Source organism: Kitasatospora sp. NPDC094019, assembly GCF_044764505.1.
In the GTDB taxonomy this organism is placed as follows: domain Bacteria; phylum Actinomycetota; class Actinomycetes; order Streptomycetales; family Streptomycetaceae; genus Kitasatospora.
Map to the genome: position 1 here is coordinate 245844 of NZ_JBIWIF010000007.1, position 12042 is coordinate 257885.

A 12042-nucleotide genomic window follows, 5' to 3' on the forward strand; every position below is an offset into this window, starting at 1 on the left:
CGGGACGGTGACGGTGTGGGGCGGCGGCGGCGGTGACGGCGCGCCGTGCGGCGGCCGCTGGACGGCCGCTCAGTCGCGCCGGTGGGCGGCGAACAGGGCGAGGGCGCCGCGGGCGGCCCGCTCGAACGGTTCGGCGCTGTCGGCCGCGCGGGCGAGCACATAGCCGCCCTGCACCACGGCGACCACGGCGGCGGCGAGATCGGCGGGCTCGGCCCCGGGCCGCAGTTCGCCGTTCGCCTGCCCCTCGGCGATCACCGCGGCGAGCCGCCCGCGCAGCCAGTCGAAGGTCTCCTCGACGGGCGCGCGCAGCAGGGGGTCGGCGACCACGTCCGGATCCTGGGCCATCCGGCCGATCCGGCAGCCGCGCAGGGCCTCGCGCTCGCGCCCCAGGTAGGCGGCGACCCGCTCGTAGGCGGTGCCGGGGCCGGCCAGGTCGGCCTCCGCGACGGCCCGCATCTGCTCGGCGCTGCGGCGCAGGGCCGCGGCGGCGAGGTCGGTCTTGCCGTCGAAGTGGTGGTACATGCTGCCCTGACCGACACCCGCCCGCTGCTGGATCGCCTTGGGGCTGGTGCCGACGTAGCCGCGCTCCCAGAGGAGGTCCTGGGTGCTTTCGATGAGCCGTTCCCGGGTTGCCATGTCCGCCACTGTACCTATGGGTACACACTGCTGTACATACCAGTAGGTACAGAATCTCCGGACGAGGCCGCCGAAGCACCGCGGAACGAGCGTGGACCGTGGGCCGCCCCCCGGCGGTCCACGGCCCTGTGTGATCGTCGTCCCCAGGAAATCCGCACGGCACTCGCCCGCCGGCCGTGGCGCGCGTCACCTCGCCGCCCACCGCCGGTCACCATGCGTCACCAGCAGGGGCGGGGCGGGCCGCCGGCGGAGGCCGGCCGCCGGACGCGAGGAACGAATCACCACCGTCCCGGCGGCGCCGACCTGGCAGGATGTCGCCATGACCTACCTCGCCGCGGACGACCGCTACGCCTCGATGACCTACCGCCGGGCCGGGCGCAGCGGCGTGCTGCTCCCGGCCGTCTCCCTGGGCCTGTGGCACAACTTCGGTGACGCCCAACCGCTGGACGTCCAGCGGGCGGTGCTGCGCCGGGCCTTCGACCGGGGCATCACCCACTTCGACCTGGCCAACAACTACGGCCCGCCGTACGGCAGTGCCGAGCGCAACTTCGGCCACCTGTTCGCGCAGGACTTCCGCCCGTACCGGGACGAGCTGTTCATCGCCTCCAAGGCCGGTTACGACATGTGGCCCGGCCCGTACGGCGACGGCGGCAGCCGCAAGTACCTGCTGGCCAGCCTGGACCAGTCGCTGGGCCGGATGGGCCTCGACCACGTCGACGTCTTCTACTCGCACCGTTACGACGCGGACACCCCGCTCGAAGAGACCATGGGCGCGCTGGACACCGCCGTCCGGTCCGGCCGGGCCCTGTACGCGGGCATCTCCAACTACCCGGCGGAGCAGCACCGGAAGGCCGTGGCGATCCTGCGCGACCTGGGCACGCCGGTGCTGATGAACCAGTGCTCCTACTCGATCCTCAACCGCTACGTCGAGGACGAGGGGGTGCTGGACGCCGTCGGCGACACCGGCACCAGTCTGATCGCCTTCTCGCCGCTCGCCCAGGGCCTGCTGACCGACCGCTACCTCAGCGGCGAGGTACCGAGCGGGTCGCGGATGTCTGTGGGCCGGTTCCTCCGCGAGGAGGCCCTCACCGCGGCGAAGCTGGAGCAGCTGCGGGCGCTGAACAAGGTCGCCGAGCGGCGCGGGCAGACGCTGGCGCAGCTGGCGCTGAGCTGGGTCCTGCGGGACGAGCGGGTGGTGTCGGTGATCATCGGGGCCAGCAGTGTGCGGCAGCTGGACCAGAACCTCGACGCGCTGGCAGGCGGCCCGCTGACGGGCGAGGAGCTCGCGGAGATCGACGCGATCGGCCGCTGAGGCGCGCGCCGGACCCCCGGAGCGCCCCCGGGACGGAACGCGCGGTGCCCCGCCGGTCGGTGCGTGACCGGCGGGGCACCGCACTCGTTGGACCGCGCGTACGGGACCGTCCGTACGCGTCCTTCGAGACCTCGGGAGTCCGCCGTGCGGATGTACCTCCTCCGGACCGTCGCCCGCTTCGCCCGGCAGCTGGCGCTGACCTCGCCGCTGCCGTTCCCCCTTCTTCCCGGCGCCCTACCGGCGGCGGACTCCCAGCGCCGGTAGCACCGTCTCGGCGACCCGGTGGGCCTCCTCCAGCAGCGGATTGCCGGAGAGGATGAAGGTGTCCACCCCGAGCGACTCGAACTCCTGGAGCCGCTCGACCACCTGGGCCGTCGATCCGACCACGGCGGTGCCGGGGCCGGGGCGGAACAGACTCATCCCCGGCCACAGGTTGGGATGGACCTCCAGCTCGCGGGCCCGGGCCGGCACCTTGCCACCGTGCTGCCGGAACTGCCGCTGCCAGCCGACGCCGTCCTCGCCGCGCACCCCGCCCAGCTGGCGGGCGTAGGTGGCCTCGCTGGTCACGTCGAGCAGCCGGTCGGCGGCGGCCCACGCCTCGTCCTCGGTGTCACGGACGATCAGGTGCAGTCGCAGACCGATCCGCAGGGTGCGCCCGTGCGCGGCGGCGCGCTCCCGGACCAGGTCGAGCTTCTCCTTGAGCTGCCGAGGCGGTTCGCCCCAGGTGAGGTAGACGTCCACGTGCTCGGCGGCCATCTCGATCCCGGCCGCCGAACTGCCGCCGAACCAGAGCGGGATGCCGCCCGGCTGGACCGGGGTGAGCTCGCGCAGGCTCGCCCCGGCGTTCCGGAGATCGTAGAACTCCCCCTTGTGGTCGAAGACTTCGCCGGAGGTCAGCCGCTTCACGATCGACCAGTACTCGGCGCTGAGCCGGTAGCGGTCGTCGTGCTCGACGTGCAGGCCGTACTCGCGCAGCTGCTCGGTGGAGCCGTTGACCACGTTGAAGCGCAGCCGCCCGCCGTGCAGGTGGTCGAAGCTGAGCGCCATCTTGGCCAGCAGGGTGGGCGAGATCAGCCCCGGGTGGACGGCGAGCAGCGGCTTGAACGCCGGGGTGGTGGCGGCGGCGAGCGCGTTGCCGAGGTCCCACACGTCGTGCAGGTCGGTCGCCAGCAGCGCGCCGGTGTAGCCCAACCGCTCCACACTGCCCGCCAGTTGCTGGAGGTAGCGGAGGTCGGCCGGGCGGCGTCCGGCCGGCTCCCAGGGGTAGTGGCCCTCGCGCGGGATGATGTACCAGAGGAATTCGGAGGCCATCGGTCAGACCGCCCCGGTGCCGGCCGTGACGGTGGCGGCGGTCGCGGCCGCCGCCACCGGGGCCTCCAGCGCGGGCAGATGGGCGTCGGCGACGACCACCCGGCGGTCGACGAAGCCGACCCGGTGGAAGATGTCGGCCGCCTCCTGCTGCTCGGCGACGAACGCGGCGGTCGCCGGCTCCAGCCGCCACGGCAGGCCGGCCAGGGCGGTCCGCCAGTCCTCGGCGCCGCCACCGAGGTCCGCCGCGGCGATCGCGGCGGCCTCCGGCAGATGGGCGGCCACCCAGGCGTCCGCGCGGCGCAGGGCGGTGACGATCGCCGCGACCACCTCGGGCCGGTCGACGGCGAAGCCGCGCCGGGTGAAGAAGACCGAGCGGTCGGTGATGACGTCGCCGGTGCGGACCAGCTCGCGGAACCCGCCGCCGCGACGGGCGGCCGCCAGCTCGGCGCCCTGGGCGATCCAGCCGGCGATCGCGCCCTCGCGCAGCCGCAGCGCCTGGTCCTCCCCCGCCGCCGGGCGGACGGCCGTGACGTCGGTCGCGTAGGAGAGGCCCTCCGCGTGCAGCGCCTTGGCGAGCAGATGGGTCTGCCAGGAGCCGATGGCCAGGACGACGGTGCCGCCCTTCAGGTCGGCGACCGAGCGCACCGGCCCGTCGGCGCTCACCAGCAGCGCGCCGTGGTCGGGGCGGGGCGCCGAGACCGCCGCGTAGACCAGGTCGTGGCCGGCGGCCTGGGCGGTCACCGGCGGGGTGGAGCCCGTGCCGCCGAAGTCGATCACGCCCTGTGCCAGCAGCTCGCCGGTACGCGTCCCGTCGGTGTAGTGGTGGAACTCCCCGGTCTCCCCGAGCGGAGCCAACTCCTCGTTCAGGTAGTCGAGTCGGGAGAGGTAGTAGAGGGACGGATTGCTGGCGTGGACGCCGAGGGCGATGGCCATGGGATCAACTCCTGTGGTGCGGGCGGGGCGGGGCCGGAGGGCGGGTTCAGGGCAGGCGGGCGGGCGGCGGACGGCGGACGGCGGACGGCGGACGGCGGACGGTGTCAGTGGACGCCGAGGTCGGCGAGCAGGCGGCGGCGCAGGTCGGCGAAGTCGGGGTCGGCCGGGTCGCGCGGGCGGGCGACGCCCACCCGTTCGTCCCGCACCAGCTTGCCGTCCCGGAGCACGGCGACCCGGTCGGCGAGCCGCACCGCCTCGTCCACGTCATGGGTGACCAGCAGCACGGCCGGCCGGTGACGGCGGACCAGATCGCCCACGAGGTCCTGCATCCGCAGCCGGGTGAGCGCGTCCAGGGCGGCGAACGGTTCGTCGAGCAGGAGCAGTTGGGGCGCCCGGACCAGGGCCCGGGCGAGCGCGGCGCGCTGCGCCTCGCCGCCGGAGAGGGTGGCCGGCCAGGCGTCGGCGTGCCGGTCGAGGCCGACCTCGGCCAGTGCCCTCAACCCGGTCTCCCGGGTGGCGGCACCGCGCGGCAGGCCGACCGTGACGTTGGCGAGCACCCGCTTCGAGGGGACCAGTCGCGGTTCCTGGAAGACCACCGTCCGCACCGGCGGCACCAGGACCGTTCCGCCGTCGGCCCGGTCCAGCGCGCCGAGGATGCGCAGCAGGGTGGTCTTGCCGGTGCCGCTGGCGCCGAGCAGGGCGACGAACTCGCCGCGCGCGATGGAGAGATCGACGCCGTCGAGCACGGCCCGGGTGCCGAACACCCGGCGCAGACCGCGCAGATGGACGGCCGGAGTGGTCCCGGCCCGGACATCGGCCTCGGCACCGGCCTCGGCACCGACCTCGGTCGGAGCCGACGCCGGGAGCGAGGTGGGGGCGGGGGCGGGAACGACAGCGGGGGTGGTGGTCATCGGGTGCCTCCCTGGGCGGCCCTGCGCCAGGGCATCAGGACCCGCTCCAGCAGGCGGACGGTGCCGTCGGCGGCGAGTCCCAGGACCCCGTAGATCAGGATGCAGACGGCGAGGATGTCGGTACGGGAGTAGTTCTGTGCCTGGGCCATCAAGTAGCCGATGCCCTCGGTGGAGTTGATCTCCTCGGCGGCGATCAGGGCGATCACGCTGAGCGTCATCGAGAGCCGGAGTCCGGAGAGGAGGGCGGGCAGCGCGCCGGGCAGGACGACGGTGCGCACGATCGCCCAGCGGCCGAGGCCGAAGCTGCGCATGGCCTCGATCAGCTTGGGGTCGGTGTTGCGGACCCCGCCGGAGGTCGACACGTACATGGGGAAGCTGGTGGCGACGCCGATCAGCGCGACCTTGGCCGTCTCGGTGATGCCGAACCAGACCATGAACAGCGGGACGAGGGCCAGGAACGGGACGGTCCGCAGGACCTGCACCGCCGAGTCGAGGAGTTCCTCGCCGAGCCGGAAGAAGCCGGTCACGACGCCGAGCACCAGTCCGGCACCGGCGCCGATCAGCAGGCCGAGGCCGGCCCGGGTGAGCGAGACGCCGAGGGCGTCGGTGAGTTGGCCGTTGCCCCAGAGTTCGCCGACCGCCTCGGCGACCTGGGCGGGCGAGGCGAGTACGTCCTGGGTGAGCGCGCCGGTGGCGGAGGCGAGGGCCCAGCCCCCGAGGAGGGCCAGCGGGCCGAGGGTGCGCAGGGTCAGCGCGAGGGCGCGGGGGCGGGAGGCCCGGCGGCGGGTGCGCGGTTCGACCAGCCCCGCGGCCCGGGCGGCGGCGGTCCCCGGATCGGCGCCGCCGGAGACCGGCACATCGGTGGCGGCGCTCACTTGGCGCCACCGCCGAGCGCCCCGAGGTCGATCAGGTAGGGCTTGACGTCGACCGGCTCCTTGGTGACCTTCTGCTCCGCGAAGAACGCGGCGACGGTTCCGAAGCGGGCGATGTCGGCCTCGGCGATGGCGTCGGCGGCGGCGCCCTGGCGGGTCACCTCGGTCGCGACGTCCTTCTCGGCGGCGGTGACGGCGGTCGGTCCGGAGTCGGTGAAGACATTGAGGTACGCGGCGGGATCGGCCTTCTCCTTGAGACCGTTCTCGCGCAGGTAGGTGTAGAAGGTCTTCACCACCTCGGGGTGCTGGTCGGCGAAGCCGTTGCGGACGGCCCAGACGGCGTAGTTGTCGGAGCCGACCTCCTTGCCGTTGACCAGGAAGTGCGCGCCGGAGTTGGCGATCGACGGGGTGGAGAAGGTGTTCCAGGTGGCCCAGGCGTCCACCTGCCCGGAGTTGAAGACGCCCGCCGTCTGGTCGGCGCGCAGGTAGACCCGCTCGACCTTGTCCGCCGGAACGCCGTTCTTCGCCAGCGCCTTGAGCAGCAGGTACTCGCTGGTACCGCCCTGGCTCACGGCGACCTTGCGGCCGACGAGGTCCTGCACGCTCTTGACCGGCGAGCCGTTCTTCACCAGGATCCCCTCGCCGACGCCGTCGGGGGCGGTCTGGGCGAACAGCTTGAAGCCGGGCTTCTGGGCGAGCGCGGCGACGGCGGAGGTGATCGAGCCCTGGGCGATGTCGAGCTGGTCGGCGGAGAGGGCCTGGGCGGCGGGGGCGAACGGGCCGGCGCTGCCGGTCCAGGCGACCTTGGCGTGGACGGCCGCGAGGGCGCGGTCGAGCGAGCCGTCCTTCTTCCCCAGGGCGAGGAAGCCGTTGTTCCCGGGGTCGGGCAGTCGCAGCCGCACCTCGGCCCGGCCGGAGCCGTCCCCTCCGGCGGCCGCCGCTCCCCCGTCGGCGGAGGAGCCGCAGGCGGTCAGCAGGGTGGTGGCGAGCAGGGCGGTGGCGGCGAGCAGGGGGCGGGTCGGATTCACGGGAACGGCTCCTGAGATCGGGGCGCGGGGCGGCGGGGAGAAGCGGCGGGAAGGGGCGGGTAAGGGGCGAAGGGTGGCGGGGGTCGGCGGACGGGGAGCCCGGGGGTGCACGGAAAGTCTCGGCCGCTACCCGTCAGTCACCGTGCGTCCGCCCCGCGGCGCGGCGGGCGGCGAGCAGGTCGCGGGCGGCGCGGAGCGGCTCCGGATCGGCCCAGGCCCGGACGTCGACCGGCCCGGCCAGGAATCCGTGCCGGTCGAGGAACCGCTCCTGCCGCTCCAGCAGGGCCAGGCGGTCCTCGGAGAGATCGAGGTGCAGGGTGCGGTGCCCGCCCGCCGCGTACGCCCCGGCGACCCCCTCCGCCCCCGCTCCGGTCTCGGCGCCCAGGATCCGTGCGACCTCGGCCGGCTGCCCGGCGGCCCAGTCGGCGGCCTCCAGCAGCACGGCGAGGAACCGGGTCACCAGCTCCGGGTGCCCGTCGAGCAGTTCCTGCCGAACGGTGATCGGCCGGGGCGTGCCGTTGTTGACCCGCGCCCGGCGGTCCGGGACGGCGTCCAGGTCGACGGCGACCTCCGCCCCGATCCGTCGGGCCGCCTCCACGGCGAGCGCGCCCTTCACGTAGACCGCGTCCACGACGCCGTCGCGCAGGGCCGCCAGCTCCGCCTCCCACTGCCCCTCGCCCGGCGCGGCCGGGACGTCCACCAGCTCGACGTCCGCCGGCGTGAGATCCGCCAGCGAGAGTGCTCCGTGCAGACCGGCCAGCGCCATCGCGCGCCAGAAGTCGATCGCGATCCCATGGTGTGGGACACCGAGCCGCAGTCCGCGCAACTGCCCCGGCCCGGTGACCCCGCTCCCGGACCGGACCAGGACCACCTGGCGCTCCTCGATCCAGGTGAGCCCGACCAGCCTGGTCCGCTCTCCGCGCGAACGGGCCCAGAGTGCCGGCACATTGCCGCCCTCGCGGAACAGCCCGGTCAGGGCGTGGGTGTAGTGGTGGTCGGCGGCGACCTCCGGGGGCGCGTCCTGGAGCGAGCGGACGGCTATGCCGTCGGCGGCGAACTCCCGGCCCAGCCAGCCCCGGTCGGCCGCGATGCCGGTCGCGGTGGGCACCGGGCAGCGGGTGAACCAGAGGGTGTCGGGCACCCCCGGGGCGACGGCGGCACCCGGGGAACCGGCGGCCGGGGACGCGGCGACCGAAGGTGCGGCGGCGGGAGGTGTGGTGGCGGGGGCCGGCGAGGGCCCTTCGGTGGAACTGCGGGCGGCACTGGGCACGATGGCTGGTCCTCTGCTGCGAGGGCGGGACGCGGGTGCGCCCCCGACGGCGGGGCGGCGGGCGCGGTGCGAGTCACCAGGGGTGATGGAGGAGATCGGGGGGGTGGAGCGGAGTCGTCCGGGGACCGGCGCGGGCCGGGGAGCGTCAGCGACAACACGCGCGGGAGGAGGGGCACCGGTGGGTCGTCACGGCACTGCTCCTTCCCGCGGTCCGGGCGCCGCCGGACGGGGCTGTCCGGTGCGCTGCGCCGAGCGTTCCACGGCGGGCGAGCCAGGAGCAAGGGTTTGCCACATCATGGGATCGCTTGTTCATGAACGGCATCCTTTTGCAACGCCGTTGACACATTCCCGCAGCACGCGCTGCCATAGTCTGGGAGCGACTCCGGTGAAACGGCCGGAGCCACGGACAGAACGAGAGATGCCATGGCCGAGGCCGTCACCGCCGCCCAGAGCCCGCCGGCCGGTGCCCAGGCCGTTCAGCGGGCCCTCGGGCTGCTGCACTGCTTCCACGACAACGGCCCCGACCTGAGCGCCTCGGACCTGGCCCGCCGGATGGGCCTGTCCGTGTCCACGGCGCACCGGCTGGCCCGCACCCTGGTCAGCGCCGCCTTCCTGGAGCAGGACGAACACACGGCCCGCTACCGGCTCGGCCCGGCGGTCGCCGAGCTCGGTCAACTCAGCTTCCACCGGCGGGGGCTGCACCTGGCAGCACCCGAACTCGACCTGCTGTCCCGCCGCACCGGCGCCGCCGCCGATCTCGCGATCCGCAGCGGTCCCCACGCGGTGATACTGGTCGGCGCCTCCGTCCGGCCGGACACCGGGCTGGGACTGCGCCGGCCGCTCCACTCGACCGCGCTCGGCAAGGTCCTGCTGGCGTGGCCCCGCCCCGGCGACGCGGGCGTGGCGACGCTCGGCCCGCTGGCGCCGTTCACCGACCGGACCATCACCGCGCCGGAACGCCTCGCGGAGGAGTTGGCGAAGGTCCGGACCGCCGGTCACGCGCTCAACGACGGCGAGTCGGAGACCGGGGTGCGGACGGTCGCCGTACCGGTGCTGGACGGCGCCGGCCAGGCCCGGTTCGCCCTCGCCGTCCGCTCCACTCCCGCACACCTCACCGACGAGCGGCTGGACTGGTTCCTCGACCACGCCCGGGCCTGCGCGGGCGCGCTCGCGGTCCTGCTGCTGCCGCCCGACCAGCGGATCTGAGACAGTTCCCGACGCGTGGTCAGAATGCGCGAAGGGACCGGGCGTTCGGAGGGAACGCCCGGCCCCGATCGATCGGCACTGCCGAGGTGCGGTGCCGCGAAGCACGGTGCGGCCAGGGATCGTCCGGCGCGCTCAGGCCGCCGGCGTGTACTTGTAGCCGACCCGACGGACCGTCACGATGCTGTCCCGGTAGGCGACTCCGAGCTTCCGGCGCAGTCGGGCCACGTGCACGTCCACCGTGCGGCCGTCGCCGACGTGGCCGTAGCCCCAGACGGCGGAGACCAGGTGGTCGCGGGTGTGCACCCGCTGCGGGTGCTCGGTCAGATGGGCGAGCAACTCGAACTCCAGATAGGTGAGATCGAGCAACTGGCCGTCCACATAGGCGTTCCGGCGCTCGGTGTCGACCGTGATCCCCCGGCCGGGCCGCACCGGACGCGCGCCGGCTCCGGCGGCACCGGCTCCGGCGTGGGCGGCTCCGGCGTCGGTGGCTCCGGCGATCCCGAGACCGCCGATGCTTCCGGCACCGGGCGCACCGAGGACCGACGCCCCGCCGGCGACGGCCGCACCGGCCTGCGGAGCCGGGATCGAAGCGGTCGGGAAGCCCTGCGGCCCGGCGCCCGTCACCGCGCCGCCGCCCTCTGCCGGTACCAGCACCAGATAGCCGACCATCGGCTGACCCGCCGCGGCGCCGAACTGCGCCCCGTACTGGGCCAGCAGGGCCTGCGGCAGCGAGCCCTGGGGCAGTGCCGCGACCACCGCCGCGCCCTCCGGCAGCGCCGCGAGCAGCGCCTGCGGCGGCAGCGCCGGAACGACCTGGGACACGGCCGGGGCGACCGGCGCGGTGGTGACCCGGGCAGGCCCGGACGGGCCGAAGCCGGGCTGCCCGAACCCGGACTGGGCGGACCCCGGCGGCGGGGAGCCCGGCTGGCCGGCGGCGGCCGGGCGCTGCGGTGCGGGCACCCCGTGGCGGCGATCGACGGGCGACGGGACGGAACGGACCGCGCGCAGGTGCGGGGTCGCGGAGGGGAGGGGAAGAGTGGCCGTGGAGGTGGAGGACATGATGTCGCTCATTTCGCGCGTGACGGACGGGGTGGAGTCGTCTGCGCGTCTACCGGGCGTGCTGCCGTGGACCGACCCGAGGTCAGCGGAGGGAGTGCCGGGACGCGCTGGGCGAGCCCGGACACGTCTGGTCGAACAGGTGCGGCTGCCGGGACGGCCAGAACGGTTCGAGGTCGAGGTGACGACCCCGTCTCCCGTTCGGGGCACGGTCCGCGCGGCCGTCCGACCGGGTGCGCCCCGTGCCGCGCCGCATCGCCCCGGCGGCCGCGACCGCCCCCGCCGCACGGACGGCGACGGTGACGGTACCGGCGGTGACCGGGGGAAGGGTGGGGACGACGAGGTTCACTGGTGCTCTCCGCGAGGCGGGCGGGGCCGACGGCGGCCGACCGGACGGCTGTCCGGTACTGCCGGGTCGACGGTGCGATGGACCGTCAGCCTCCGCCGGGCCCGGCCGGTGACTCCGGGACGGGCGCACCGGCCGGGAGACTTCCCGGGCGGCGAACGGCGGTGACGGTGAGGTGGCTGGCGACGTGGGGCCGGGTCAGCGACAACAGGCGCTGCAGATCAGCGCGTGGTCGATGTACCGCCGGACGGTCAGCGCCGGGGTGGCCGGCATGGCGAGATCGGCTCGGTCGGACCGGGTCGCGGCGCATCGCTGCTCGGCGTCCATGCTTCGGTCCTCCCCCCTCGGTCTGCCGGTACGTCCCCCGTACCGCGCTGCGGCGCGGGTGCCGGACGCACACCGGGTGCGCGGCACGTTCGAGGCACCCCGGCGGTGGGCCGGGCGGCCTTCGACACCAGAGCCTTCCACGCCGGGCCGGTCAAGGCAACCTGCCCGGCCGGGATCGTCCGGCATGTGAACACCCTGATGAGACGTCGATTGTCGCGGCGGGCGGGAGGCCCGGGTCGGACGGCCCGGGCGGGAGGACCGGGCCGCTCAGGCCCCGGTGGCCGTCCCCCGGCGCGACGCCGCGTGCTCGACCAGGGCCACCAGCAGTTCCTTGCCGTCCTCGCGGCGGCGGGCGTCGCACAGCACCACCGGGATGTCCGGGTCCAGGTCGAGCGCGTCCCGGACCTCCTCCGGCGAGAACAGCTCACTGCCCTCGAAGCAGTTCACCGCGACCAGGAACGGGATCCGCCGCTGCTCGAAGAAGTCCACCGAGGGGAAGCAGTCCGCCAGCCGCCGGGTGTCGGCCAGCACCACCGCGCCGAGCGCGCCGCGGGCCAGCTCGTCCCAGACGAACCAGAACCGGTCCTGACCGGGCGTGCCGAACAGGTAGAGCGCCAGCCCGGGCCGCAGGTCGATCCGGCCGAAGTCCATCGCCACCGTGGTGGTGCGCTTGGCCTCGACGCCCGCGGTGTCGTCCACCGGGCGGCCCAGCTCGCTGAGTTCCTCCTCGGTGCGCAGCGGCCGGATCTCGCTGACCGAGCCGACCAGGGTGGTCTTGCCCGCGCCGAAGCCACCGGCGACCAGGATCTTCACCGCGACCGCCGGGCCGCCCCG

The 12042-nt window shown here is 74.8% G+C and carries 12 protein-coding genes; 2 read left to right on the forward strand and 10 right to left on the reverse strand.

Annotated elements, in window-relative coordinates; all coding sequences use genetic code 11:
• Positions 1-69 precede the first annotated feature (69 nt).
• Positions 70-636 carry a TetR/AcrR family transcriptional regulator gene (locus ACIQ9P_RS18290; RefSeq protein WP_402356441.1) on the reverse strand — a complete coding sequence of 189 codons (567 nt, stop codon included), beginning with the start codon at positions 634-636 and terminating at the stop codon, positions 70-72.
• 319 nt (positions 637-955) lie between these two features.
• Between ACIQ9P_RS18290 and mgrA the strand changes: the two genes are divergently transcribed.
• Entirely contained in the window at positions 956-1948 is a 993-nt protein-coding gene (gene mgrA, locus ACIQ9P_RS18295) for an L-glyceraldehyde 3-phosphate reductase (RefSeq protein ID WP_402356444.1), read from the forward strand.
• A gap of 234 nt (positions 1949-2182) precedes the next feature.
• On the opposite strand, the gene ACIQ9P_RS18300 is transcribed toward mgrA, so the two are convergent.
• The 6 genes from ACIQ9P_RS18300 to ACIQ9P_RS18325 form a co-directional block, all read right to left on the reverse strand.
• The gene (locus ACIQ9P_RS18300) at positions 2183-3259 is read right to left on the reverse strand and encodes an LLM class flavin-dependent oxidoreductase (protein WP_402356447.1); all 1077 of its coding nucleotides are present in this window, start codon (positions 3257-3259) and stop codon (positions 2183-2185) included.
• Positions 3260-3262: 3 nt separating this feature from the next.
• The gene (locus tag ACIQ9P_RS18305; RefSeq protein WP_402356450.1) at positions 3263-4192 is read right to left on the reverse strand and encodes an ABC transporter substrate-binding protein; all 930 of its coding nucleotides are present in this window, start codon (positions 4190-4192) and stop codon (positions 3263-3265) included.
• 104 nt (positions 4193-4296) lie between these two features.
• On the reverse strand, positions 4297-5103 hold the full coding sequence (locus ACIQ9P_RS18310; protein ID WP_402356453.1) for an ABC transporter ATP-binding protein: 807 nt from the start codon (positions 5101-5103) through the stop codon (positions 4297-4299).
• Complete coding sequence (locus ACIQ9P_RS18315) at positions 5100-5960, reverse strand: ABC transporter permease (RefSeq protein ID WP_402357017.1); 861 nt, start codon at positions 5958-5960, stop codon at positions 5100-5102. Before ACIQ9P_RS18315 ends, ACIQ9P_RS18310 begins: the two co-directional genes overlap by 4 nt.
• 14 nt (positions 5961-5974) lie before the next feature.
• Positions 5975-7003, reverse strand: a complete 1029-nt coding sequence (locus ACIQ9P_RS18320) for an NrtA/SsuA/CpmA family ABC transporter substrate-binding protein (protein ID WP_402356456.1) — start codon at positions 7001-7003, stop codon at positions 5975-5977.
• Between the two features lie 133 nt (positions 7004-7136).
• Positions 7137-8144 carry an ABC transporter substrate-binding protein gene (locus ACIQ9P_RS18325; RefSeq protein WP_402357020.1) on the reverse strand — a complete coding sequence of 336 codons (1008 nt, stop codon included), beginning with the start codon at positions 8142-8144 and terminating at the stop codon, positions 7137-7139.
• A 552-nt stretch (positions 8145-8696) separates the two neighbouring features.
• Here ACIQ9P_RS18325 and ACIQ9P_RS18330 point away from each other — a divergent pair.
• Positions 8697-9479 carry an IclR family transcriptional regulator gene (locus ACIQ9P_RS18330; RefSeq protein ID WP_402356459.1) on the forward strand — a complete coding sequence of 261 codons (783 nt, stop codon included), beginning with the start codon at positions 8697-8699 and terminating at the stop codon, positions 9477-9479.
• A 132-nt stretch (positions 9480-9611) separates the two neighbouring features.
• On the opposite strand, the gene ACIQ9P_RS18335 is transcribed toward ACIQ9P_RS18330, so the two are convergent.
• From ACIQ9P_RS18335 to ACIQ9P_RS18345, 3 genes are all read right to left on the reverse strand, one after another.
• The gene (locus ACIQ9P_RS18335; protein ID WP_402356462.1) at positions 9612-10538 is read right to left on the reverse strand and encodes a winged helix-turn-helix domain-containing protein; all 927 of its coding nucleotides are present in this window, start codon (positions 10536-10538) and stop codon (positions 9612-9614) included.
• A 541-nt stretch (positions 10539-11079) separates the two neighbouring features.
• Positions 11080-11208, reverse strand: coding sequence for a hypothetical protein (locus tag ACIQ9P_RS18340; RefSeq protein ID WP_402356465.1), 129 nt, complete (start codon positions 11206-11208; stop codon positions 11080-11082).
• A gap of 267 nt (positions 11209-11475) precedes the next feature.
• The gene (locus ACIQ9P_RS18345) at positions 11476-12021 is read right to left on the reverse strand and encodes a GTP-binding protein (RefSeq protein WP_402357023.1); all 546 of its coding nucleotides are present in this window, start codon (positions 12019-12021) and stop codon (positions 11476-11478) included.
• Between the last annotated feature and the right edge of the window lie 21 nt (positions 12022-12042).